We start from the raw sequence: 24,406 nt of genomic DNA, 5'->3' as shown, positions 1-24,406 counted from the left end.
GCCATGAACACAAGGCATGGACACCGCGATCAGACCGCGCGTGCTGGGGACTTTGGCTGCAGCGGAGTACTTGCAGGGTATTGGTGAGTTCACTCTCGCGGACCTGTGCAGTTGTCCGGTTCAAGAGGGTTCCTCTCAGAATCTCCGTCTACCCACGGCCCGCCGGGTGTCCGATCTTTTCGTCAAGTCAACTCGGAAGGAGCCTGACACGATGTTCCGGTCACTCAAGAATTTCGTTGCGACCGCCTCGGTGGTGCTGGCCTCGGCGGACGTGGGGCAAGCTTTGAATGCCGTCACTCCGGCGGTCCCGAAAATCGACTTCGTCACCATCGACAAGAACATTACGCTGCGGCGCATGGTCTCCCATGCCGTTAACCCCAAGGGCATCGCGCTCTTCCTGCACGGATTCCCGGAGACGTTGACCGTCTGGAAGGAAATCGCCGGAACACTGAGCAAGGACTACGAGGTGCATGCATTTGACTGGCCCGGCTATGGTCAGTCGTCGCGCCCTTCCCCGGAGCAGTTCTCCTATTCACCAAGGGACTATGCCTCGGTTCTGAAGGCCTACATCGACAAATCGGGCGTCGACCGTTCGAATTTGGTCATCTACGCCTCGGACATCGGCAGCCTTCCAGCACTGCTTCTGGCCCTCGATGAACCGAAGATCGCGAAGAAGATCATCGTCGGCGACTTCGCGCCGTTCAACAGGCCGCATTGGATGTATGAGAGCCTGCAAAATCTAAAGGCTGAGCCGACGGCAACGCCGACGCGGGCCTATATGAACAGGACCAGCGACGAGATCCTACAAAACGTGCATCGTCGTGGCCTTGCGCCGGAGGCCCAATACGAACTGTCGTCCGAGGTGCAAGCGGACATGAAAGAGTCCTGGACACACGACGGCATGACGACTGCCGATGCCTTCGCCTCCTATTACGCTCACTTCACGCGTGATGAAGACTATCTGGAGGCCAATCTGTTTAAGCTCAAGACTCCGATCAAGGTGATCTGGGGCGAAAGGGACATCTATATCAAGTCGGAGATGGGCAGGGAGTTCGCCGACCGAACCCATGCAGAGTTCGACGTTCTGACGGGTATCGGCCACTTCCCGCATCTCCAGGACCCGGCGAGAACCATCGATGAAGTCCGGGCGGCTTTTGCCGACTAGACCTGCAGGCTCTCGCCTCGCCCAAAAGCTGCGCGGAGACGTGGCAAGGCCCAGTCAATGAAGGAACGCACCTTCAAGGTGAGCATGCCCTGTCCCGAATAGACGATGTGGATCGGTTTCGACGCCCCGGCGAAATCCTCCAGGACCGGTACAAGGGCGCCGCAAGCCAGCTCATCCGGGATCTGATAGTCGAACAATCGGGCGATGCCCGCTCCACCGATCGCCGCGGCCACGCAATTGGCCGCGGTGTTTACCTCGAGACGATTGCGTGGAGCGGCTTCCACGGGACGGCCGTCGACCTCGAACGTCCAGAAGAACGTCCGCTTGTTGAAGAGTATTCCGTCATGAACCTCAAGATCGCTCGGATGCGTCGGCACACCCCGACGCTCAAGATATGCGGGGCTCGCGCAAGTCAGCAGGCGAAACTCTCCCGCCTTTACCGCATAAAGAGAACTATCCGCGAGGTCACCGAGGCGAATGGCGATATCGACCTGTTCTTCGATAAGGTGCACAGTTCTGTCGAGCGATAGGAGGTTCAGCGATACCTCAGGGTGTTTCTCCATGTAGCCAAGCGCGATCGGCATGATGTAGCGGGCGCCGAATTCGACCGGCATGGTGATTGTCAGTGTGCCGCGCGGTGTCTGGTATTCGCCCGAGGCTCGCCTCTCCGCTTCCTCCAGATCGGTCATGATCTTTCGGGCTGCGTCGACATACTCCCTGCCCGCATCGGTGAGTTGAAGATTGCGGCTGGTGCGCACGATGAGGCTCGCCCCAAGGTGACGTTCGAGTTCGGCAACCTTGCGACTGACGCTGGGCAAGGGAGCATTCAGTTTCCTGCTCCCTGCGGAAATGCTGCCGGCGTCGACGACGGCCAGCAACATCTTCATTGCTTCGAGACGATCCATAATACCTCCCGGCTGCATCCTTGATGTTGTTTACGCCATCAGGGCCGTGCTGCCTGGGCGTCCGCCCTTTGCGCTGACGATACCAAAGGAGCCCGCACCTCCCGATCGAACAAGGTCACCGCCATCCTCCTGCTCTGGCGAACAGGCTCGGCGCTGCGGGTCACTTGTGCAACGGCGACCGCTCCTTCGTGCAGGAGGTTGATGGCGTCCGCGATCCGTTTCGGCTCGGCGATCCGGGCCGCATGCGCGAGTTCCTCAAAATAGGCGAGCACCAGGCGTTTATGCATCAGGGCAGCACGGAATACCGGATCGGCAGCTTCCTTGTGCTCGCCGGCAGCACTCATGAATATGCAGCCGCGAAACTGGCTGTCGCGAACGCAGGCTTCCAGGAAATCGAAGGTTGCCATCAGGCGCTCCACGGGGTCGCTCGTCCGCTGCTCGACATAGGTGCGCATCTCAGCGCGGGCCTCCTCGTCCCGCCGCTCAAGCGCAGCCAGGATCAGATCTTCCTTGGTTTCGAAATGCCGATAGAGCGTGGTCTTCGCCACCCCCGCCTCGGCGATGATCAGATCGATACCGGTCGCGTGGTAGCCGTGCAGGTTGAACAGGCGCAGGGCTGTGTCGAGCAGGTGCCCCCGGATCTCAGAACGGCGCATTGCAATCTCCAAAACTAAACAGATCTGTATCTTTATATCGGCGACGTGAGAAAAGCAAGGAGCGGGCTTGCGCGCTTTCATAAACGGATTGTGAATGCTTGTGAACATGCGGCTCCCAAGGCGGCATTGCTAAACGATACAGATCGGTATATTTACGTTCGTAACGATACAGATCGGTATCGTTTTTCTCGCGTCAGTTTGGCGGATCGCCGACGCGAACAACCCAGGAGAAGACAATGCCTCGTGATCCCATGCCCCCTCTGTCAGCGTATCCGAGCGTTCAGGCTCGAGCCGCCGTTTCTGCACTCGATCTCGTCGACCGCCACAGTCAGGCCGTCACTGCGGCAGGCCTCTATGGCTCGCTGGCGATAATTTATGGTTGGTTCGGCGGCATGAAGTTCACCAGCTATGAAGCGGAGGGCCTGGTTGGCCTCGTAAGCAACAGCCCTCTTTTGGGCTGGACCTATTCGCTTTTCAGCGTGGAAGGCTTTTCCAACCTCCTTGGCGTCGTTGAGCTGAGCATCGGCGCCCTGATCGCGGCGCGTCTGGTGAAGCCGATCTATTCGCTTATCGGCGGCCTGCTTTCGGCTGGTTTGTTCGCAACCACGCTCAGCTTCATGGCGACGACGCCGGGTGTGTTCCTGCCAGATCTCGGTTTTCCGGCGATTTCGGTCGCTCCCGGCCAGTTCCTGCTGAAGGATATCGGACTCCTCGCCCTCTCGCTCTGGATCGCCGTCGACTCGCTCGCGTCGCTCCGTTCGACCCGTATCTGATTGACGATAAGGCGGAGCCTTTTCGGGCTTCGCACCCTGTCATCGCAAGGACTGAAGCAAAATCGACGGCCAAATTGGAAAGGCACATGCCATGTTCATGAACTATATCCTGTCAAGGATTCGCGCTCATCAACACTACCGCCAGACCTACCGGGAACTGGCACGATACAGCGAGCACCAGCTCGACGACATCGGCATCTCCCGTGCCGAGATCGACGGGATTGCCCGCCGACGGTTTGCCTCCTGAGGGCGGCAAGGACAATTGGGCCTGGTCGGTTGGCCGGGCCCCGCAGAGAGACGCTGCCAGGCTGAAGTCGTGGCTTCGTCAAAACGACCAAGCATCAATGTCCCATCTTGGAGACCAGGAAATGACCTACCGAAAGACAGATGAGGCGATCAGAACGCTGACGCCCGAGCAGTTTCGCGTAACGCAGCAGAGCGGGACTGAGCGCCCGTTCACCGGCGAATACAATGACAACAAGCGGCCGGGGATCTACGTCGATATCGTTTCCGGCGAGCCCCTGTTTGCGTCTTCCGACAAATTCGATTCCGGTTGCGGCTGGCCGAGCTTCACCAAGCCGATCGTAGCTGCAAATGTCGAGGAACTGCATGACAATTCCCATGGTATGATCCGCACCGAGGTGCGGTCCAAGCATGGTGACAGTCATCTCGGCCATGTGTTTCCCGACGGGCCTCGGGATCGAGGCGGCTTGCGTTACTGCATCAATTCCGCCGCCCTGCGCTTCATCCCCCGCAAGGAGATGGAGGCCGAGGGTTACGGCGCGTTCGTCAACCAGGTGGAGGATATCTGAATGACCGAGAGAGCTGAAAGAGCTGTTTTGGCCGGTGGCTGCTTCTGGGGGATGCAGGATTTGATCCGCAAGCTCCCCGGCGTCATTGCTACAAGGGTGGGTTATACTGGAGGCGATGTGGCCAATGCCACCTACCGTAACCACGGCACCCACGCCGAGGGCATCGAGATCGTCTTCGATCCGGGAACGATCAGCTACAGGCGGATTCTGGAGGTTTTCTTCCAGATCCACGACCCGACCACCAAGAACCGCCAGGGCAACGACATCGGAACGTCCTACCGCTCAGCGATCTACTACGTCGACAACGAGCAGAAGCGCGTTGCCGAGGACACGATTGCGGACGTGGAAGCCTCGGGTCTGTGGCCGGGGAAGGTGGTGACGGAAGTCGAACCCGTCGGCGATTTCTGGCAGGCGGAGCCGGAGCATCAGGATTACCTGGAGCGCTATCCCAACGGCTACACGTGCCATTTCATCCGCCCGAACTGGGTGCTGCCGCGTCGATCGGCTGCTGAATAGGCCGCTGTGGACGCCACGGCCAATCGAACTCGGGCAAGCACGCGCAGCGGCTCGCCCGAGTTCGCCACAGCCTGGCGTGGCGCGATGCCCAAGCGGTCGTTGATCACACGCCTCTCGTGCAGCCTCTCAAGAGACGGCCGCACAGCGCTCTAAGCGTCACTCAACCTTTGCTGAATCGCCGCGGCGTCGACGCTGCGGCGTTCGCGCTGCGAGCCAATCCCTTACGTCGTCCGCATGCTCCTTAGGCGCTTTCGCCGCGGCCCTCCCGGCGATACCGGCCAGGGTGTGGGCGGCCATAACTTCCCTTGCGCGCTTCTCAGCTTCGATCATGACCGCGTGAATAGAGCAGACGCCGTCCACGGCCCAAGCAGGCGTATGGCCGCCGAAAAGCGCACACTGTCCACGGATCTCTTTACATTCGAACAGTGCCTTGCGCCCGTCAACGGCCTCGATGACCTCGAGCGCCGTGATCTCGGTCGCGGGGCGCGCAAGTGCGAAGCCGCCGCCAATTCCCTCGCGGGCGACGACGATGCCTGCCTTCTGCAGCTTTGTGAGAAGCTTCGCCACGTACTCGCTGGAAAGCTGCTGCAATTCGGCTAGATCGCGTGCGCTTGCCGGGTGGCCGGTCTCCTCCGCGTCAACGAGAAACAGCAGACTGTGAAGGGCGTATTCGACACCCGCGCTTACGTGGGCCATGCAGCACCATAACACCGACAAATTTTGTCGGAGATAGCATCGAAAGCCCGGCAGCGCAAGTGCTCAGCCGTCTTCCCTCCGTTGACAGTGCGTTTCCGAAATCCCCTGGAATTGCCGTTGCTCAATTACTCCGACAAAGTTAGTCTTAGTTAAGCGGCGACATGTAGATCATCGCGGAAACCGTCTCCGGTCTGGAGACATCAACCTGAACAGCAATCGTCTGATGACTGGACCTCCTCCAGCCCATGGCGAAGCTTTGTCTGAGGAAAAGAAATGCGTGAACGAATTCTGATTATCGGCGCCGGCTTTGCCGGAATGTGGTCGGCACTCGGCGCCATGCGGCTACTGGACCAGCAAGGAAGGGCGGACGGATCCATCGAGATCGCCGTGATTGCGCCGCAGCCCGACCTTCACATTCGCCCGCGGCTTTACGAGAAGCATGCATCCAAAATGACGGCGCCCTTGTCGGAGATATTTGCCAACGCCGGCGTGCGCTTCATCAAGGGCTATGCGACGGCCATTTCGACGGCGAACAACACCGTCACCTATGCCGATGACGAAGGCCGGGAGACAACGATCGATTACAGCAAACTGGTTCTGGCGACCGGTAGTGTCCTGTTCCGCCCAGATATCCCGGGGCTCGCCCATGCCTTCAATGTCGACCAGGTTGCCGACGCCGTCGAGCTCGAGGAACACATTCTCCAACTCGCGCGTCTTCCCGAAAACCGCGCACGCAATACAGTAATCGTCGCCGGCGGCGGCTTTACCGGTATCGAAACGGCCGCCGAAATGCCGCATCGCCTGCGCGCCGCACTTGGAGAGAACGCCACCGTCCGCGTCGTAATCGTCGAGCGCGGTACGGCGATCGGACCGGATCTTGGACCTGGCCCACGTCCGATCATCGAGCAGGCGCTTTCGGAGCTGGGCGTCGAGACGCGTCTGCGGTCCCCGATCGTCGCCATCGACGATCGCGGCGTCGCCTTGGCATCCGGCGAACGCATCGACGCGGCGACGGTTATCTGGACCGCGGGCGCCCGCGCCAACCCGATCACCAAGCAGATCGAAGCGGACAAGGACTCGTTCGGGCGTCTTCATGTCGATCGGAACCTCAAGGTCGTCGGTCACGCGAACGTCTTTGCGACCGGGGACGTTGCCTGTGCAGCGACGGATGACGTCGGCAACCGCACGATGATGAGCTGCCAGCACGCGCAGAACCTCGGACGCTCCGCGGGGCACAACGTCGCAGCCGATCTGCTGGGGGTTACCTCTATTCCCTATAGCCAGGAGAAGTACGTCACCTGCCTCGATCTTGGCCCATGGGGTGCTGTCTACACAGAAGGATGGGACCGCCAGGTAAAGCTTCAGGGTGCAGAGGCCAAGAAGCTCAAGACGATGATCAACACCATGTGGATCTATCCGCCGAGTGCCGATCGCGCGGCAGCTCTCCAGGCGGCGGATCCGCTCCGCATCGTCGTGGCCTGACCATCGCGGGCAGCCGGATTGCTGAGAGGAAAGCGTCGGCAATCAAGCGCCAGTGGACCTTTCAGCCTGCCCTGGCGGCTACCGGCGAGCACCGCTCTGCGAACGGATGCGGGCTCGCCTCCCAAACCTGATTAAGGAGAAAATCATCATGAGCACACGAATGATCGCAGGCGCAGTCCTTGCCACCATGGTTTCCGTGATCCCTGCCGCCGCACACGACACCGGCGACGTTGTCACGCCCCACTTCGCTCAGGCGATACCCAACATACCGGGCAAGACGTTGACGGCCCTGCTTGTCGACTATCCGCCGGGCGGAGCCTCGGTGCCGCACAGGCATGCAAAATCGTCCTTCATCTTCGCCTACGTTCTCTTCGGAGAAATCGAGTCCAAGGTGAATGACGGTCCGACGCAGACCTATCACGCCGGCGAGAGCTGGTACGAGCCGCCGGCGTCCGACCACCTCGTCAGCCGTAACGCGAGCAAGACGACGCCGGCAAAGCTGCTCGCAGTTTTCGTCGCCGATAGCGACGAAAAGCAACTGACCACACCCATCAAGTAGTGACGAACCCAAGGAGCAGAACCAATGAGCAATCGCCTCGACTACAACCAGATAGCACCTGCTGGCGTCAAAGCGCTCGGCGGCGTCTACGGCTACATCCTCCAGAGCGGCCTGCCGCCGGTGCTGGTCGAACTGGTCTACCTGCGCATCTCGCAGATCAACAATTGCGCCTATTGCCTCGACATGCACACCCGCGACCTGCTGAAGAAGGGCCAACGGATCGAGAAAATCGCGCTGGTGCAGGCGTGGAGGGAAGCCGGCCCTCTTTTCGACGAACGGGAGCGGGCCGCGCTTGCCTGGGCCGAAACCGTCACACGTGTCGCCGAAACAGGCGTCCCGGATGACGCCTATGAGGTTGCGCGCGCTCAGTTCAGTGATCGCGAACTCACCGACCTCACGATCGCGATCGGACTGATGAACGCCTATAACCGTATGGCGATCAGTTTCCGGAACACGCCGCAGGCAGCACTTGAGACGTAGCCGTGGCGCAAGTTGCGGGCGCGATCATTGCGCGCCCGCAAGCTCCGAAGGACCCGATATCCGGACCATGGCCCGAAGAAGGCGGCGCTCGTCGCCAACATCGCGACCGCACTCAGAAAGCATCTCGACCGGCGAGATGCTGTTCTAAACGGTAGCGAAGACTGACGCTCATCAAGATTGTCAGTCACGCTCAGGCGTTGCCTGATCCAGGCGCATCTGGCGCAGCATGTTCCGCCCGGCAATCAGCATCTCAAACAGGAATGCCACGAGCGATCCGATGAGCGAAAGGATCGCACTGCCGAAGAACCAAAAGAGATTTTCTTCGCGAAATCCGAACTCGAGCGCGCCAGCGAGCAGGTTGAGGATGGCGCAGCCTGTGCAGATCGCAGCCAGTGTCCCCAAGACGACCGCAATCTCCAGTGCAAGCGTCCGCCGGCGCAGGTAGTCGAGCTGCATGCGCCGCGCTTCGCTCTGCTCCACTTTCTCCCCGATCTCGTTCACCCGGTCCGAGACCCTGCCGAGACGTGTCGCGTAGACACTGACGAAGCCCGCCGTGCCGGCAAGCAGGAAGACAGGCGCCAGGGCGGTCTGGATGATCGAGGCAAGATCATTGACGATTGATGGCGGCTCCATAGGGCTCCGGTCAGCTTCCCTTGCGTGGCTTCAATTCTGCATGCGGCGGCATTGTAGTCATATTTTGGCGGCCGCAAGAACAGAGAAATCGAGAACGCCCCGGTCGGCTCCGAATTCAGATGAGCTTGAGCAAAGCGACACCGGCCAGCAGCAGAACCACACCAGCCAGGCGCAGGCCTGACACTGGCCGTTGCGGAAGGCGGAACCAACCGTAGCGATCGACGAACACGCTTGCGACCTGCTGGCCTGCAACGGTGAAGCCAACCGCGGCGGCCGCGCCGATAACGGGGATCGCGGTGAACACGGTGGTGACATAGGTTGCCCCCGCAAGACCACCCAGCCAGCCCCACCAGGGCATCGTCTGTACGCCGCCCAGCTTGGGGCGGGGCGTCTTCTGCCAAGCGAGCGCCACGAGCATCACTGCTGCCATGGCGAGCGTTGCAACGAAGAACGAGATCGTGCCGACCGCAAACGGCGCACCCCCAAGATCCTGCCGCAACAATGCATTGACCGCCCCCTGCACCGGCAGCGCCGCGCCAGCCACAAGGGCCAGGGCAATCCAGCCAAGCTTGTCCGCCTTGATGGTGTCTTGACCGCCTTGGCCGAACACGATCATGCCAACGCCGGCGAGCACAATCACGGTGCCAATCGCTGCGCCGAACCGAAGCCCGGTCTGCGCCACACCGAGCAGGCCGAAACTATCGAGGGCAAGGGAGGCAAGCATCTGCCCGGCAATGAAAAGCCCGACGGAAACCACAGCGCCCAGACGCGGGAAAAGAACGATGGTCGAAACAACATAGACGGCCGAGGCAGTGCCTCCGACGAGATGCCACCATTCGACCTCAGGAACGGCGCCCAGGACCGCGAGAGATCCGGTGAGCAGAGCAACGACCAGCAGCAGACCGGTCCCGATCGTGAGCTGGAGCGTGGTCGCTGCGAATGGCGATCCGACGGCCTTGGAAAGCTGCGCGTTGGCGCCAGCCTGTACAGCCAGCAGGCCGCCGGCAAAAAGGGCCAAAGGTACGAACAGGGTCTCCATGAGACAGCCTCCTTGATGAGTAGGTTGGAAACGGGGTTGGCCTTGCATCTCCAGCGGCCGAACGTCCGCCCGTCGCAACCTAAGTAACCTGTGCCTCTTCGCAGTGCGATCTGCCAATACGCCGTTCATTTCTGCAAAATTGCACACCACTGCCTGTCGCGGATCGCAGAAGAAACTGGTCGGTGGGGCTCCGCCATCCGATTGAGAAGGCCGGGGACAGCGCCGCATCTGCACTCGCCCGATGCGCGCCCCTGTTGTACGCTTGCGCAACCATGCACAGCCATCACCGCATCGACTGGGAAGATCTCCGCTTTGTCCTGGCGGTCGCGGAGGCGAGTTCTCTCGCCGCTGCGGCGCGCGCGCTCGGCGTCAACCACACGACCGTGCTCAGGCGGGTCGGGGCTTTCGAACAGAAGTTAGGGGTTCGATTGTTTGACCGGCTCCCATCCGGCTACACACTGACCACCGGTGGAGAGGAGCTGCTGGCGGTGGCGAGGCAGATGGCCGAGACGGTCACCGAGTTGGAACGTCGTCTGACGGGGCAGGACCTTCGCCTGGAGGGTAGCCTGCGCATCACCACCACCGACACGCTGATGGCTTGCGTTCTGCCGCCGATACTTACCGCCTTCCAGCAGCAACATCCCGGTGTCCTATTGGAGGTGAACACGTCGAACGCGCTTGCAAACCTCTCGCATCGCGACGCGGACGTTGCCATTCGCCCTGCCGTCGATCCGCCCGAGACCCTGGTCGGCCGTCGCATAGCGACCGTTGCCTTCGCCGTCTATGCGGCGCCCTCATATCTTCAGGAACGTGGCCTCGACCCGGCCGAAAAGATCGCGTTCACGGGCGAGCGCTGGATTGGGCTCGGCGATGCCCTTTCGTCCTCGAGCGTTGCGCGTTGGATGCGGGCCAGACGGCCAGGCCCGGCCGCCTTGCGCTGCGATTCACTGGTTTCAGCCCGCGAAGCGGCCGTCGCCGGCATTGGTCTTGCTGCACTGCCTTGCTACCTCGGCGACAAAACGCCCGGTCTGGTTCGCGTCAGCCCACCCGTCGCTGAAATGGCAACCGCCCTATGGCTTCTCACCCACGAGGATTTGCGCCGCACCGCCCGTGTCAGCGCCTTTACCGAGTTTGCGGGCCATTCCCTGGCAAAACTTCGCCCGCTATTTGACGGGAGTGCACCGTCATAACCCCACCATCAGGGACGCAGCCGCATTGCCCGTATCGCCGCATGGCCGGCGAGCGTGTCGCTCCGCCCGGCTTATTTTGCCGGACGCGGCGCGTGGAGTTCGACGTCAAGGCGATTATACGCCGCCTGGATCATGTCGATATCGCTGAGGTGGCTGGCGGCCGCGAGCTCGATCACCACGTTCGCAACGGACATCTCTACCCGTGGCCGCGCCCCGGTGCGGCTCTGTGTCACGAGCTCGACCGCTGCGTCAGGACTTCCTCCGAGCGCGAAATAGAGGTCCAGCGACTTTTCGAGAAACGACAGGGCCCGATCCGACGGAGACAAATGCGCGAGCGCGCCTTCGATCTGGGTCACCAGTGCCACTGATTTGTTCTGGATCTCGCTCATTGACCATCCATGCTAGTTCGCAACCATAGGGATAAGGCCACTAGAAGAATGGTCAGGGCGAAAGAGGTCAAGCGCCTGGCGTCGAATTGATCCTTTCTTCTCGCAACGACGTGCGTCGCTTCGAGCCGTCTCCATGGCGAGGAACCTGCGGTTCGTCACTGCGCCCAAGGAGGGAATGCTACTCGCTCTGGCGGAAGTTGCGGACGCGATCGAAAAGGACCGCAAGGATCGTCGCGCTGCCGATGAACGTCCCCTGCCAGAAGGCGTTGATACCGAGGAGCCCGAGACTGTTTCGGATCACCTCGATCAGTGCTGCGCCGACGAGCGCGCCGAAGGCAGTGCCGACACCGCCGGCGAGATTGCCCCCGCCGATCACTGCCGCGGCGATGACCTGCAGTTCCATGCCCGCGCCGATATTGGTGGTCACCGCACCGAGCCAGCCGGTCTGGATGATGCCGGCGACGCCGGCCGAGAGCGCCGAGATCATGTAGACGCAGACCTTGACGGGCCGCACCGGGAGACCCGTGGCAATGGCCGCCTTCTCGTTGCCGCCGATCGCGTAGATGTAGCGGCCGATCCGCGTCCAGCGCAAAACGAAACCGGTCAGCAGCGCCAGCACGATCATGTAGATGACCGGATTGGCGACGCCGAAGACCGCCCCACCGCCGAGCGCCAGCAGCTTGTCGTGATCCGGGCCGAACTCGAAGACCACGGTGTTGTTGGATGCGACCATTGCCAGGCTCCGGGCAACCGAGAGCATGCCGAGCGTCACAACAAAAGGCGGAAAGCCGAGATAGGCGATGAGGACACCATTGAACGCTCCGATCACCAGTGCCGTTGCAACTGAGGCGGCGATGCCCGTCTCGATGCCATATCCGGCGTGCATGGTGACGGCCAGCACCATGCTGCACAGGCAGAGCACCGACCCGACGGAGAGGTCGATTCCGCCGGTAATGATGACGAGCGTCATGCCAAGCGCGATGATTGCCACGAAGGTAACGTTGCGGGTGATGTTGTAGAGGTTCTTTGCCGTCGCAAAGCTGTCGGTCGCGAAGGAGAGGAAGATGCAGGCAAGGATAACGGCGATCAGAACCCAGAAGGTCTGATTGGCCAGGATCGTTCCTCCGAGCGTGCGCTGCCTGCGTTCGATCGTCTGGTGCAGCGTCGTTGCCATCGTTCTCAGTATTCCTCCCGTGCCGAAGATTGAGCGCGCCTGATCGTCATCCACCTTCGATGGCGCCAGTAATCAGTCCCGTCACCTCCTCCGGCGAGGTCTCGGCGATCGGCTTGTCCGCCACCTTGCGGCCCCGACGCATGACGACGACGCGATCGGCGACATCGAAAACATCAGGCATGCGGTGGCTGATGAGCACAACCAAAATGCCGCGGTCGCGCAGCTGCCGGATCAGATGCAACACCTCGGCCACCTGGCGAACGGAAATGGCCGCGGTCGGCTCGTCCATCAGCACGATTTTCGCCTCCGAGATCATCGTACGCGCAATCGCCACCGCCTGGCGCTGCCCGCCCGACATCTGTTTCACGAGGTCGCGCGCTCTGGTCTCAGATCGGAGTTCCTTGAAGATCTCCCCGGCGCGTCGGTACATTGCCTTATAGTCGAGCACGCGCAAGGGGCCGATGCCGCGCCTCAGTTCGCGACCGAGGAAGACGTTCGCCGCCGCGGAGAGGTTGTCACAAAGGGCGAGATCCTGGTGCACGATCTCGATGCCGAACTGCCTCGCCTCGATCGGGCGATGCAGCACGATATCTCTGCCATTGAGCCGCATGGTGCCATGGCTCGGGCGATAGTTGCCTGCAATCATCTTGACAAGCGTCGATTTGCCGGCGCCGTTGTCGCCCATCAGGCCGACGACCTGCCCTGCCTCCAGAGACAGTGAAATGTCATTCACTGCCTGGATGGCCCCGAAGTGCTTGGAGATATTGCTGAGTTCTAGCAGCACAACCAGCCTTCCAGACTCTCCGCCACGCACCGATCCGCCAGGGCGCGTCGCCGTATGTCCGCCGCATCACCCGTTAGCGACTGCTTATTTACGCAAATCGCCATGAATGCGTCAATGATGCCTCACCGGATAAACCTGTTTTGTATGACAAATAGATTGACGGCCGAAGACAATTATATATTAGCTATTGCTGGGAGATAAGCATGCTTATCCTTGTCACCGGGGCAACGGGCAAGGTCGGGCGGCACCTCATAGCAGCGCTGCTTGACCGACCGCGTTTTTCAGAAGCGCGCATTCGCGCGCTCTGCCATAACCGTGCGCTCGAACCGGCCGAGCGGCTCGATATCATCCGCGGCTCCATCGCCGATCGTGCAGTCGCCGACGGTGCGATTGCCGGCGTAAGCCATGTCGTGCACCTGGCGACCTGCAAGGAAACGCCCGCTGACGTCATGGACGTGACCGTCAAGGGCCTTTTCTGGCTGCTCGAAGCGTTCAGAACGAGCCCGACAGCCCGGCAGTTTATCCTGATTGGCGGCGACGCCGCAGTCGGGCATTTCTTCTATCCTCATGACGGACCGATCACGGAGGCGACACCGCACCGCGCCTATCCCGGCTGCTACGCGCTTTCGAAAGTGCTCGAGGAGGTGATCGTCGAGCAGTACGCAATCCAATACGGGATGAATGTCTGCTGCCTCAGGGCCCCGTGGATCATGGAAAAGGACGACTTCAAGCACTCGCTTTCCTTCGGCGACGACGTGTTCGGTGGGCCCGACTGGAAGACGTTTTTTTCGCCTGACGAAGCCAGGCGTCATGTAGAGGCCGGAACCGTACCGTTGCTGCGCGATGCCGAGGGAAGGCCGCTCAAGCGCAACTTCGTCCACGTCAGCGACCTCGTGTCAGCCGTGCTGAGTGCACTCGACAATCCGCGCGCAGAGCGCCAGCGTTTCAACATCGCCATGGACCGCCCGGTCGACTACGGCGAGGTCGCAAGCTACCTCCAGCGCTCCCGCGGTCTGCCGTCCGTCGACGTTCCGAGCCACTTCCATTCAAACTGGTTGGACAACAGCAAGGCAAAATACCTGCTGGACTGGCAACCGGACTACGATCTCGAAAAGCTTATCGACCAGGCCTGGCAATACGAGCGTCCGCCAAACGATCCTCGCATTGTCTGGTATCCGGGTTGATTTGTGCCGCGGGCAGAGGGTGTCCGCTTGTTCAACGGGAGGATAGAATGAGGAAAGCATTGGTGCTTGCAGTTGCGGCGCTCGCGCTGGCCACCGGCTCCGCCGGCGCCCAGGAAAAGAAGCAGCTCGTCATTGTCGTCAAAGGCCTCGACAATCCGTTCTTCGAGGCGATCAACCAGGGATGCCAGAAGTGGAACAAGGAAAACGCAAGCTCGGAATATGAGTGCTTCTACACCGGCCCGGCGTCGACATCGGACGAAGCCGGCGAGGCGCAGATCGTGCAGGACATGCTCGGCAAGCCCAGCACAGCTGCGATCGCCATTTCGCCATCCAACGCCAAGCTGATTGCCCAGACGCTGAAGACGGCCAACCCGACCGTCCCGGTCATGACGCTCGATGCCGACCTCGCCAAGGAGGATGCGGGCCTGCGCAAGACCTATCTCGGCACCGACAACTACACGATGGGCGCGCGGATCGCCGATTACATCAAGAAAGCCAAGCCGAACGGCGGCAAGATCTGCACGATCGAGGGCAACCCAGGCGCCGACAACATCCTGCGGCGTGCCCAGGGCATGCGCGATGTGCTGACCGGGAAGGAAGGACTGGCCGAGCTTAAGGGTGAAGGCGGTTGGACGGAGGTCGCGGGTTGCCCGGTCTTTACCAATGACGACGGCGCCAAGGGCGTGCAGGCGATGACCGATATCCTCGCCGCCAATCCCGATCTCGACGCCTTCGGCATCATGGGTGGCTGGCCGCTCTTCGGCGCGCCGCAACCCTATCGCGACCTGTTCAAGCCGATGGCCGACAAGATCGCGAAGAATGAATTCGTCATCGGCGCCGCGGACACGATCGGCGAAGAGGTGGCGATTGCCAAGGAAGGTCTCGTAACTGCGCTCGTCGGCCAGCGCCCGTTCGAAATGGGCTACAAGGCGCCGTCTGTCATGCTGGACCTGATCGCCGGCAAGCCGGTGGACGATCCGGTATTCACCGGTCTCGACGAATGCACCAAGGACACGGCCGACACCTGCATCCAGAAGTAAACCTGCGTCCGGGGCGCCCCTTTGACGAGCGCCCCGGTTTTTGCCATATCCGCGACAACCGCGGTCGGCGGGCACTTTGCCGGCTGGCCGCGGCTAGCTGCAACGACGCCGCTTGGAAGATCCCCTTTGCGAACCATTGTCGATAGGGGATCATCCATCAATCTTGCAGGACATGGAGAGCACAATGACCAAGCGGATCATCTTCACCGGCGGCAGCGGCAAGGCCGGTCGCCATGTCGTGCAATACCTCGTCGAGCACGGCCACCAGGTGCTCAACCTCGACACCAAGCCCCTCGACAATCCGAAGGTGCGCACGCTGATCACCGACATCACAGACAGCGGCCAGGTGTTCAACGCGCTGTCGAGTTACACGGGCCTGCACGAATTCGACCAGTCGCTCGCGCCGCAGCCGATCGATGCCTTGGTTCATTTCGCTGCGATCCCTCGCATCCTGATCGCCCCCGACAACGAACTCTTTCGGGTCAATGCCATGGGCACCTACAATGTCATCGAGGCGGCGGTGAAGCTTGGCATCCGCAAGATCGTCATCGCATCGAGTGAAACGACCTACGGCCTCGTCTTCGCCAACGAGCCGCGAAACCCGCGCTATTTTCCCCTCGACGAGGATTATGACGTCGACCCGATGGATAGCTACGCACTTTCCAAGGTCGTCAACGAAAAGACCGCCCGCGCCTTTGCGCTCAGAAGCGGCGCCGACATCTATGCCCTGCGCATTGGCAATGTCATCGAGCCCGACGAGTACCACCTCTTCCCCGGTTGGTTCGCCGATCCGGGTTTCCGCAAGCGCATCGCCTGGAGCTATGTCGACGCGCGCGACCTTGGCCAGATCACCATGCGGGCGATCGAGACGGATGGCCTCGGGTTCCAGATCTTCAACGCGGCAAATGACGAGACGTCCTCCGACCTCCCGACCCAGGAGCTGATCGACCGCTTCTATCAGGGCGTTCCGGTCAAGGGTCAGCTCGGCGAATACGAGACACTGCTATCAAACCGCAAAGCGCGCGCGATGCTCGGCTTTCAGCCGCGACACAGCTGGCGGAAATATGTTGGCGCTAAATGACGCGATGCAGCGGCCGAGCGGCACAGATGCGAGAAAATGACGAAAATGGCTGAACGACAATCGGGAAAAGTCTCCGCCGGATCGGCTACGGCGGAGGCGGCGCGGGCGAGCCGGCGCCTCGATGCGCCGCGCATGTCTGGACCAAGCGTCCACATGTCGCTTGCCGATGACATCGGGCTCAGGATCGTGCGTGGCGACTATCCACCCGGAACGATCCTGCCGAACGAGGCCCAGTGGACGGAGATCTTCGACGTCAGCCGCACCGCGGTCAGGGAGGCGATCAAGATACTGATGGCCAAGGGGCTGCTTGCCTCGCGCCCGAAGATCGGTAGCTGGGTGGAGCCGAAGGAGCGTTGGAACCTGCTCGATCGCGACGTCCTGAGCTGGTATGCGGTATCACCGGACCGGCTGCAGTTCCTCAAGACCGTACAGGAATTTCGCCACATCATAGAGCCGGAGGCAACCGCGCTTGCAGCCACCCGTCGAAGCGGAGAGCAAATGGCCGAGATCAGTGCGGCCTTGCGAGGCATGGAACAGGCGACAACGCTGCAGATCCGCACCGAGGCTGACACACGCTTTCATCTTGCGATCCTGAGCGCCTCCGGAAACGATCTCATGGTACCGCTCGGCGCTATGATCGAATCCGCACTCAACCACCTTTTCGTGCTGGTGACCCGCGACGACAGCAGTTCCGTGCACGCGCTGACGCTCCACGCGGACATCGAGAAGAGCATTCGCCTGCGACGTCCGAACGCCGCCCGCAATGCCGTGCGGCGACTTCTGGCAAATACCGACGAGCTCATAGCGCAATCGGAGCGCAGCGTATGATCGTCGGGTCGATGCGGTCTTGGAGCGCACCTCCTCATCCGTGACGAGGATGCCGCTGAAAGTGGTGCGAACGGCAATGTGCGGCCCAGAGCAGCGCGATTTCGTGCACGAAACGTCGCAGCCCTCGCCTTGCCGATCGCAAGACATTGCCCATGACGGCACGGCGAGCCGCACGCGGCCGGCCTTCGCTGGAACAGCGTGCTGCATCCGACGCCAAAACGGTCGATCCCCTTGCTACGAATGTAACAGTTAGCACCGGAAAATCCCGTTATAATGGTGGAGGATATTGCGACTCGACCAACGAGCGGGGGGAGTGTCCATGAGTGCCGTAGCCTATGCTCTCGCAAGCATTCCAGTCGCCATGCTGCTTGCCCTGATGCTCAAGCGCCTGCGCATCGAGGAAAGCACAACCTTCATTGCGCTGCTATTGCTTCCACTCGGGGTCTGGGGCATCGCTTCAGGGACGATCAGCGAGTTTTCCGCCGGCGGTGTCGCACTGAAATTTCGCGAGGCGGCCAAGTCCGAAGTCAAACTGTTGCCTCTCACGGATGTCGTCGAGGATTTCCAATCGATCGAGAAGGAAGGAGTGTCGGCGATCGAGAGGTTGACACGCACTCTGACGCCGGGGCGCCCGGTGGCGCTTGTTCTGAACCTCGGCCGGCCGGGCTACTATGCCCCCGCTGCAGTCATCCTCTATCTGCAGGCTCTGTCAAGCGTTGATCCGGAACTGACGCTGGTTGTCACCGACCGAGAGGGGAAGTTCGCCGCTGCCGCCGACGGTCGGGCCGTGATCAACTTTCTTACCGGCCAGGACGCCAACGAGGCGCAAAGGCGGTTCCGCGAAGCGCTCGATGCGCCCGATGCAGGCAAGCTTCTGCAACTACCGGGGTTCACGAATGAGGCGATCGCCGCCGAAGCAACGAACGCCGAAGCACTCACAAAAATGGACCAGTTGGCACGCAGGACGCTGGTTGCGCTGGACACCGAGGGCCGACCCAAGGGCCTGGCCAAGCGTGACGCGATCGTCACGCATCTACTGGTCCAGCTGACCTCCGATACCGCCAAGGCGCCTTGACGAGACGGCCCTCTGCCCTACAGACCCTGTCGGAACGTGCGACCGCGTATAAAAGTTCGGTGGCTGGCCGATTTCGGCGACACGTCGTGACGTTTATGCCGCCTCGAGAGCGTCACGAGATGCGCCCTTCGTCTGGACCAAAGTCCGGGCGACGATGTCATGGTTGAGCCATAGGACCGGCCCCGACGGCTCCGAGCTTTCCCCAAAGATGAGTTGCCCAACCGCCTCTACAACCAACCGGCTCAAGAGGTCGGAGATCAGCGCCTTGCCGTCCTTGTGCATCAGCGTGATCTCGTTGGATGTACCGATCGTCAGGTCGGACTGTCCAGGATTGTTGGGCATTGGCCAAGACGAAAAATCGTAGAAGGGCCGCATCACTTCGCTGTCCTGAAGATCGGAGATCTTCTGCAGAACGTCCTCGACCGTGAACTCCTCCGCCAGAAGGTCCTGGCACGCCTGCCACTGTTCCGTGACCCATTCACCGCCGCCCTCTTTTTTGAGCGCACGCAGGAGCGGAATCAAGGGCAGCTCGATACCAGCAAACACGTCGGAGGAATTGGTGCGGATTTCAGGGCAATTGTAGACCGTCGCCTTGATACCTGCCGCCCAGGCTTCCTCCGCGACGCGCTCGAGGCGCATCTTGGCGTATCCTTGGGTGTAGTTGGTATAGGTCTGCCACCGGTATTCGTTCGCGACGAGTATGCCTGTGCCATGGTATCCGTAGGCCGAGTAACGAACCTGCCCCCCGGAAGCCTCGATGCGGGCTCGGATGGCTGCACTCAGATCAATCAGGTGTCGGAAAGTGTTGGCTGAGACCTCATCGAAATTCTGGAGGATGAGCTTGCCCATATCGCTGTCGAGCAGCGTTTGCGACGACATGTGCCGAGCGCCACGCCCCTTGTAGATGCGATTGGCGATGACCATGAACACCTTGGCCTTTGGGATCCCCCCGGCCATCGTGTGAGCAAAGAAGACATTCTTGCCATCAGCGATCATGCCATCAAGGATGTGCATGACCTGCGACAGGGAATTCTTGAACCTCTCGACGCCAACGTCTCGGCATCTCTCGATATGTGACCAGTCAAGCTTCTCGTCTTCCCAGGTCTCCAGCGTCATCTTCGCGAGAAGATCGGTTGGCGTGGGCTCACCCGACGGCGCGTCGAGATCGAAACCAGCCATGAGCGGCACGTTGACGATCCTGCCACCGAGCCGAGCTTCGGCCGCCGCAAGTTCCTCGTCGTTGAGTGGCCGCAGGACGTTGCCTTCGTCTCGTCTCCCGACGGTGATGCCAACAATTTCCATGCCGGCTTTCTTGGCTTGGTCGACAAGATGCGTGGCATAGCCTCGATCAAACAGCTCACCAAACAGAACAAAGACATCGCCTTTACGGAAGATGTTCGTCCGTGGGAACTGCGTCAAAGAGGTCGGTTCTTTCATGTTGCCGGTTCTCTCAAAGCTGGGTCGCGGGGCAACCATACAAACTATGTGAAGAACCACTGCACTGAACGGCGCAAAATAGGAAGTGACATTAAGTATCGTTGCAATTCAAACCGTGAGGCGAGCGGAGCTGACCAACGGACTTGCGACCATTGCAGAAGACCCGACCCCGCATCGCCGTTGCGGCTCCCGGCGATACGTCATCGACACCCCCAACGGGGATAAGCGGCCAAAAGGCCCTCCCAAAAAAAGGGCCCCGCTCGAAGGCGGGGCAGGCGCGCATCCCCAGCTTTGCAGGATGCGAGGGAACTCTAGATTTGAGCGACGGTTGGCAGCACCGATTACGTACCGAACTTATCTCACGCCTGATGCGCCGACCTTTTCCGCGGCGCGGCTGGCCGATGATGGCGGTTGCAGGTCACCCGACTTGTCGCGGGGGTAAGCGTAGGCACCGGCTTTTGAGGTCCGAAAGCCAGCGCTTGCGAGCGCCTCGGCGAGCTTGACCGCTGCCGCCACGCCGTCGATGACCGGTATCCCAACTTCGCGAGAAAGCCAGTCGCATAGTTCTGCCATGCCGGCACACCCAAGGATGATGGCATCAACCCCGTCCACCCGTATTGCTGCACGTGCCTCGTCTAGAAGTTTCGCGCGCGCGCTTTCCGGGTCGGCTTCAAGCGCCAGAACCGGCAGGTCGACCGCACGTACGCGACGGCAACGAGAGGCGGCGCCATAGTGCGCCACAAGGTCCTCAATGACCGGCACAGATCTCGGCAAGGTGGTGATCACTGAGAAGCGTGTCGCTACGGTCATGGCGACCTGCACTGCCGCTTGGCAGATACCGATAACGGGGCCGGAGGCGACCTCGCGCGCGGCCGCGAGACCGGGGTCATCAAAGCAGGCGATCACGTGCGCCGAAGCGCCCCGCCCTTCGGCGGCGCGGATCGCAGCCAACATTGCAGGGACCGCCATCGCCTCGTCGGAATACCCCTCAATCGAAGCCGGTGTATTCGCTGCAGTCTCGGCATCGATCACCGATCCCGTCGATCGTGCCGCTTCGGCCGCACGCGCAATCTGGCTCGTCATCGACGCTGTCGAATTCGGATTGATAACGTGGATGCGGATCATTGCGCGTCCCCTTCCGCCCGCGCATTTACCTGGGCAAACTCGAAGGGCAGGAGTTCATCCGGCTTCTTCAGTTCGAACTGACGATCTGACGTGATGTAGTTGTCGGCATGCAGCCTTGCGATCGGCTGGTAGGTTTCGGGATTCGCATAGCGTCCCCCAGCATCGAGGCACTGGTCCTGAATATGCATGTGCACCACCTTGCCTATGACGAGCACGCGCTTGTGATAATCGAGCGTGCGCTCCACCTTGCATTCGAAGCTGCAGGGACTTTCGGCGATGCGGGCGACATCGATCTGGTTGCACTGTGTTGGCGTCAGTTTGGCGAAATCCAGCTCATCCACTTCCGCGGCGAAGTTGACGCCACAGACGATCATCGCTTCGGCGAGCGCCATGTCGACCATGTTGACGACGAACTCGCCGGTGCGGCGGATGTTTGCGACCGTATCCTTCTCATCACCATTGCCGCGGTTCTGGATGCCAAGGACGACCAGAGGCGGCTCATGGGCAAACACGTTGAAGAAACTCATCGGCGCCGCATTGTTGCGTCCCCCCGAAGATCGCGTTCCAACGAGCGCGATCGGCCGCGGGCCGATGAAATTGGTCAGCAAGCGATAGCGGTCAGGTGAAGGAAGCGTGGTGAAATCGATCTGCATTCCGGGTCTCCTGCATATCTACCCAAGTGTTGGCCACGAGCGGGGCCGGCGGGGCAGCGATAGAGCATCACCGACACCGGCCGCTTTGATCGTCAAAGGAAAGGGCATGCGCTCAGGCCGGCAATTCGCAGCGCGAACGGATGGGTCTGGTCCTTGCCCTCCCAGCGTTAACCGATCCCTGTTTTGGTATATATTGCATCCATTTCATCGTCAATATTGTATGCAATAAATACGTCTCGTAGCGAATGAAAATCCTATTTCTCGATCGCAAGAAGGGCTGGGCTTGTCATTCCGCGTGCCGCCAGAATGACGCTCTAGATTGAGTTAGAGAGACAATATTGCAATAAAATCAAATTTATAACGAAAACTCAGAAGCAACGGGGACCATCGCTGACGGGACCTTGCCGGAACGGAGGAAGGAAAAGTCAGGCCGATGTTGGCACCCACTCGCAAGCGCTGGAGCGCCGGCCAAAATCAATTTACGGGAAGTGATTGCATACCATTAATTGAAGGCATTCCATTGAGAATGCCGGTGATGGCGCGAGTGTCTTTGCGCCTGCCTGGGGAGCGGGCTTTAGTATCCGCCAGATCCCACGCTCGTCGAAAGGAGGAAGCTTGTTAGAGACCCTCTTCTCTTGCATAGGCCGCCAGAAGATTCGACACGTCGTTCTCTGAACTGCCTTTGATCAGAGCCCGGGACGTGATGGCTTCTATATGATGGTCCATCAGCTTGCAGGCACCTTCGCGATCATTCCGTGCAAGGGCGGCGATCAACTCACGGTGCTCCGATACGGCGCAATCGGACGAATGTGGGCGACCATAGAGCGACAAGATCATGGATGACCGCGAAACGAGCTCGGTGACGTACCGCAACAGGATCGCGTTCTGCGTCAGTCGTGCGAGCAGAACATGGAACTCGCCCGCGAGCTGGATCGAGGCCGACGGATTGTTGAGCCGCGCCATGTCTTCGGCGTCGACATGCGCCTCAAGCTCCTTGATCATCGGCGCGGTCAACCTGCCGATCAGGCTATCGACGACCAATGTCTCCAACGAGCGGCGCACAGCAAAGATATTGTGCCCATCCTCCAGGCTGGGGTGGCTGACGCACGCGCCCTTGTTCGGTCGCAGCTCGATCAGACCCTCCCCATTCAATCGTGCCAGGGCCTGACGCACGATGGTTCGACTTACGCCGAGCCTTTCGCCGATCGAATCCTCCGGGAGCTTCGCCCCGGCAGCGAACGCTTGCTCGAGGATTGCACGCTTCAAGATCCGATAGACTGCATCCGACTTCGGGACCGCCGATTTTTGCGTGCTGCCGCTGGTTTTGGGGATCATGGCTATCCTGAGAGTGACCAAGCGTGCGCTGACAGACTTCGCCAAGCGCTGGGTTGCAAACAACTATCACCGCGTGGACCGAGCCGTAAAGCACGGCCCAACGCCCGCGAGCAGACGGTTACGGCCTCAATTGCGACCTGTCGCACCGAACGGGGAGCGCCATGATCGTTCACGCCACGATCGCACCGCCTCGTTCGATGGCGGGCAAATCGCCAACCAGTTCGCCACCCGCCACGACCACGCGGCCGCGCCGGACGACCGTGCGCCTGTGGGGTGTGAGAGCAACGGCTTCCGCCAAGGTGCGCGCCGGTACCAGCACCAGGTCGCCGAAGCAGCCTTCGGAGAGGCCATAACCTTCGAGCCCGACGCCTTCCGCACCGCCGAAAGTGCAGATACGGGCGGTTTCTTCGAGATCGACATCGTTGGCCATGCCGTTTCGTTGTGCGAGATACTTGGCCCGCTCCAGCATGTCCCCGCTGCCAAACGGCTCCCAGGTACCTTGAATGCCGTCGGAACCGGAGGCGACAGTGAGGCCGTACTGGCGCATCAACCGTAATGGCAATGCCGGAGCCGAGGGGCTGCCTACGGTCATCACCGCAATACGCTCTGCAGCCAGCAGCCCGATCAGTGCATTCCGGCGTGAGGCATCGAGCGTCCCAAGGCAATAGGCATGGCTCACCATGACCTGTCCCTGCAACGACAGGGCGCGGGTTCGCTCGACAATGAGTTCGAGACAGAAGGCCCCGAGGTCGCCCGGTTCGTGCAGGTGGATGTCGACGGGTTTTCCGTGGCGGTCGGCAAGGGCGAATATTGCATCGAGATGCCGCACCGGATCACGCTCGATGGAGGCCGGGTCGATACCGCCGACAATGTCGGCGCCGGCCTTCAGGGCCTCATCCATCAGCTCAAACGTACCCTCGCGCGGCAGCATCCCGCTCTGTGGGAAGGCAACGATCTGCACGTCGACCAGATCGCGCATTGCCTCGCGTGTTTCGAGGACGCCTTCGATATTGGCGAGGCCGATCTCGGTATCAACATCGACGTGGCTGCGAATGCTCAAAACACCATGGGCGAGTGTCTGGGCGATCTGACGGGCAGACTGTCGGCGCGCGCTGATGCCAAGCTCGCGCTTGGCAGTGCGGTCGGCCAAAATTCGGTCGTTTCGTGTCGGTCCGACCCGGTTCTCGAACCAGTCCATGCCAATGAGTGTCTTGTCGAGATGCGTATGCGCCTCGACAAGACCCGGCAAGGCAATATGTCCGGACGCGTCAATTTCGATCGAGGAGCGGGTCTGGCTTGCCGCAGTGAAGCGCCCGTCGCGGATAAAGAGGTCTTCGATAGGCCCACCAAAGGGGCGGGCATTGCGAATGAGCAGGTCTGCAGTCATCGTGGTTC

At 60.9% G+C, this 24,406-nt stretch carries 27 protein-coding genes; 14 read left to right on the top strand and 13 right to left on the bottom strand.

Annotated features, from left to right (window positions below; all coding sequences use genetic code 11):
* Positions 1–211 precede the first annotated feature (211 nt).
* Positions 212–1,165, top strand: coding sequence for an alpha/beta hydrolase (locus tag BBX50_RS12890; RefSeq protein WP_065775724.1), 954 nt, complete (start codon positions 212–214; stop codon positions 1,163–1,165).
* Here BBX50_RS12890 and BBX50_RS12885 read toward each other — a convergent pair.
* Both BBX50_RS12885 and BBX50_RS12880 read right to left on the bottom strand, forming a co-directional pair.
* A complete protein-coding gene (locus tag BBX50_RS12885; RefSeq protein WP_065775723.1) occupies positions 1,162–2,070 on the bottom strand; it encodes a LysR substrate-binding domain-containing protein in 909 nt (302 codons plus the stop codon). The genes BBX50_RS12890 and BBX50_RS12885 overlap by 4 nt on opposite strands.
* A 38-nt stretch (positions 2,071–2,108) precedes the next feature.
* Positions 2,109–2,726 (bottom strand): TetR family transcriptional regulator, encoded by a 618-nt coding sequence (locus BBX50_RS12880; RefSeq protein WP_065775722.1) that lies wholly within the window; start codon positions 2,724–2,726, stop codon positions 2,109–2,111.
* 236 nt (positions 2,727–2,962) lie between these two features.
* On the opposite strand from BBX50_RS12880, the gene BBX50_RS12875 reads away from it, so the two are divergent.
* From BBX50_RS12875 to msrA, 4 genes are all read left to right on the top strand, one after another.
* The gene (locus tag BBX50_RS12875; protein WP_083213661.1) at positions 2,963–3,499 is read left to right on the top strand and encodes a DUF417 family protein; all 537 of its coding nucleotides are present in this window, start codon (positions 2,963–2,965) and stop codon (positions 3,497–3,499) included.
* 91 nt (positions 3,500–3,590) lie between these two features.
* The gene (locus tag BBX50_RS29295; RefSeq protein WP_083213660.1) at positions 3,591–3,746 is read left to right on the top strand and encodes a DUF1127 domain-containing protein; all 156 of its coding nucleotides are present in this window, start codon (positions 3,591–3,593) and stop codon (positions 3,744–3,746) included.
* 121 nt (positions 3,747–3,867) lie between these two features.
* Positions 3,868–4,311 (top strand): peptide-methionine (R)-S-oxide reductase MsrB, encoded by a 444-nt coding sequence (gene msrB / locus BBX50_RS12870; protein WP_065775720.1) that lies wholly within the window; start codon positions 3,868–3,870, stop codon positions 4,309–4,311.
* Complete coding sequence (gene msrA / locus BBX50_RS12865) at positions 4,312–4,827, top strand: peptide-methionine (S)-S-oxide reductase MsrA (RefSeq protein WP_065775719.1); 516 nt, start codon at positions 4,312–4,314, stop codon at positions 4,825–4,827. It begins immediately after the preceding gene.
* Between the two features lie 156 nt (positions 4,828–4,983).
* Here msrA and BBX50_RS12860 read toward each other — a convergent pair whose 3' ends face one another.
* On the bottom strand, positions 4,984–5,523 hold the full coding sequence (locus BBX50_RS12860) for an Rrf2 family transcriptional regulator (RefSeq protein WP_065775718.1): 540 nt from the start codon (positions 5,521–5,523) through the stop codon (positions 4,984–4,986).
* A gap of 273 nt (positions 5,524–5,796) precedes the next feature.
* On the opposite strand from BBX50_RS12860, the gene BBX50_RS12855 reads away from it, so the two are divergent.
* The 3 genes from BBX50_RS12855 to BBX50_RS12845 all read left to right on the top strand — a co-directional run bounded on the left by BBX50_RS12855 (position 5,797) and on the right by BBX50_RS12845 (position 8,044).
* Positions 5,797–7,005, top strand: a complete 1,209-nt coding sequence (locus BBX50_RS12855; protein ID WP_065775717.1) for an NAD(P)/FAD-dependent oxidoreductase — start codon at positions 5,797–5,799, stop codon at positions 7,003–7,005.
* A gap of 148 nt (positions 7,006–7,153) precedes the next feature.
* Positions 7,154–7,564 carry a cupin domain-containing protein gene (locus BBX50_RS12850; protein ID WP_065775716.1) on the top strand — a complete coding sequence of 137 codons (411 nt, stop codon included), beginning with the start codon at positions 7,154–7,156 and terminating at the stop codon, positions 7,562–7,564.
* A 24-nt stretch (positions 7,565–7,588) separates the two neighbouring features.
* Positions 7,589–8,044 carry a carboxymuconolactone decarboxylase family protein gene (locus BBX50_RS12845; protein ID WP_065775715.1) on the top strand — a complete coding sequence of 152 codons (456 nt, stop codon included), beginning with the start codon at positions 7,589–7,591 and terminating at the stop codon, positions 8,042–8,044.
* Positions 8,045–8,224: 180 nt separating this feature from the next.
* Here BBX50_RS12845 and BBX50_RS12840 read toward each other — a convergent pair whose 3' ends face one another.
* Together BBX50_RS12840 and BBX50_RS12835 are read right to left on the bottom strand one after the other, a co-directional pair.
* Complete coding sequence (locus tag BBX50_RS12840; protein ID WP_065775714.1) at positions 8,225–8,677, bottom strand: DUF2721 domain-containing protein; 453 nt, start codon at positions 8,675–8,677, stop codon at positions 8,225–8,227.
* A 115-nt stretch (positions 8,678–8,792) separates the two neighbouring features.
* Complete coding sequence (locus BBX50_RS12835; RefSeq protein WP_065775713.1) at positions 8,793–9,716, bottom strand: DMT family transporter; 924 nt, start codon at positions 9,714–9,716, stop codon at positions 8,793–8,795.
* 272 nt (positions 9,717–9,988) lie between these two features.
* Here BBX50_RS12835 and BBX50_RS12830 point away from each other — a divergent pair, with 272 nt between their 5' ends.
* Entirely contained in the window at positions 9,989–10,906 is a 918-nt protein-coding gene (locus tag BBX50_RS12830) for a LysR substrate-binding domain-containing protein (protein WP_065775712.1), read from the top strand.
* A 71-nt stretch (positions 10,907–10,977) separates the two neighbouring features.
* Here the strand turns inward: BBX50_RS12830 and BBX50_RS12825 are convergent, their stop codons facing one another.
* The 3 genes from BBX50_RS12825 to BBX50_RS12815 all read right to left on the bottom strand — a co-directional run bounded on the left by BBX50_RS12825 (position 10,978) and on the right by BBX50_RS12815 (position 13,283).
* Entirely contained in the window at positions 10,978–11,295 is a 318-nt protein-coding gene (locus tag BBX50_RS12825) for a hypothetical protein (RefSeq protein ID WP_065775711.1), read from the bottom strand.
* Positions 11,296–11,473: 178 nt separating this feature from the next.
* A complete protein-coding gene (locus BBX50_RS12820) occupies positions 11,474–12,469 on the bottom strand; it encodes an ABC transporter permease (RefSeq protein WP_065775710.1) in 996 nt (331 codons plus the stop codon).
* Positions 12,470–12,515: 46 nt separating this feature from the next.
* Positions 12,516–13,283, bottom strand: a complete 768-nt coding sequence (locus tag BBX50_RS12815) for an ATP-binding cassette domain-containing protein (protein ID WP_065775709.1) — start codon at positions 13,281–13,283, stop codon at positions 12,516–12,518.
* 173 nt (positions 13,284–13,456) lie between these two features.
* Between BBX50_RS12815 and BBX50_RS12810 the strand changes: the two genes are divergently transcribed.
* The 5 genes from BBX50_RS12810 (at position 13,457) to BBX50_RS12790 (ending at position 18,461) form a co-directional block, all read left to right on the top strand.
* Positions 13,457–14,437, top strand: a complete 981-nt coding sequence (locus BBX50_RS12810) for an NAD(P)-dependent oxidoreductase (RefSeq protein WP_065775708.1) — start codon at positions 13,457–13,459, stop codon at positions 14,435–14,437.
* Positions 14,438–14,484: 47 nt separating this feature from the next.
* A complete protein-coding gene (locus tag BBX50_RS12805; protein ID WP_065775707.1) occupies positions 14,485–15,477 on the top strand; it encodes a sugar-binding protein in 993 nt (330 codons plus the stop codon).
* A 184-nt stretch (positions 15,478–15,661) separates the two neighbouring features.
* A complete protein-coding gene (locus tag BBX50_RS12800) occupies positions 15,662–16,558 on the top strand; it encodes an NAD(P)-dependent oxidoreductase (protein ID WP_065775706.1) in 897 nt (298 codons plus the stop codon).
* Positions 16,559–16,603: 45 nt separating this feature from the next.
* Positions 16,604–17,386, top strand: coding sequence for a FadR/GntR family transcriptional regulator (locus tag BBX50_RS12795; RefSeq protein ID WP_065775705.1), 783 nt, complete (start codon positions 16,604–16,606; stop codon positions 17,384–17,386).
* A 319-nt stretch (positions 17,387–17,705) separates the two neighbouring features.
* Positions 17,706–18,461 carry a hypothetical protein gene (locus tag BBX50_RS12790; RefSeq protein WP_065775704.1) on the top strand — a complete coding sequence of 252 codons (756 nt, stop codon included), beginning with the start codon at positions 17,706–17,708 and terminating at the stop codon, positions 18,459–18,461.
* A 93-nt stretch (positions 18,462–18,554) separates the two neighbouring features.
* Here the strand turns inward: BBX50_RS12790 and BBX50_RS12785 are convergent, their stop codons facing one another.
* The 5 genes from BBX50_RS12785 to BBX50_RS12765 all read right to left on the bottom strand — a co-directional run bounded on the left by BBX50_RS12785 (position 18,555) and on the right by BBX50_RS12765 (position 24,398).
* Entirely contained in the window at positions 18,555–19,898 is a 1,344-nt protein-coding gene (locus tag BBX50_RS12785) for a hypothetical protein (protein WP_065775703.1), read from the bottom strand.
* A gap of 354 nt (positions 19,899–20,252) precedes the next feature.
* Positions 20,253–21,020 (bottom strand): aspartate/glutamate racemase family protein, encoded by a 768-nt coding sequence (locus tag BBX50_RS12780; protein WP_083213662.1) that lies wholly within the window; start codon positions 21,018–21,020, stop codon positions 20,253–20,255.
* Positions 21,020–21,676, bottom strand: coding sequence for a flavin reductase family protein (locus BBX50_RS12775; protein WP_065775701.1), 657 nt, complete (start codon positions 21,674–21,676; stop codon positions 21,020–21,022). The genes BBX50_RS12780 and BBX50_RS12775 overlap by 1 nt, the downstream gene beginning before the upstream one ends.
* Before the next feature lie 618 nt (positions 21,677–22,294).
* Positions 22,295–23,056 carry a GntR family transcriptional regulator gene (locus tag BBX50_RS12770; RefSeq protein ID WP_320410503.1) on the bottom strand — a complete coding sequence of 254 codons (762 nt, stop codon included), beginning with the start codon at positions 23,054–23,056 and terminating at the stop codon, positions 22,295–22,297.
* Positions 23,057–23,180: 124 nt separating this feature from the next.
* Positions 23,181–24,398 (bottom strand): amidohydrolase, encoded by a 1,218-nt coding sequence (locus BBX50_RS12765; protein WP_065775699.1) that lies wholly within the window; start codon positions 24,396–24,398, stop codon positions 23,181–23,183.
* Positions 24,399–24,406 lie beyond the last annotated feature (8 nt).

The organism is Ensifer sp. LC11, assembly GCF_001695835.1.
Lineage (GTDB): Bacteria > Pseudomonadota > Alphaproteobacteria > Rhizobiales > Rhizobiaceae > Ensifer.
The sequence above is the reverse complement of the archived record's forward strand: the minus strand, read 5'-3'. Positions and strand labels throughout refer to the sequence as shown.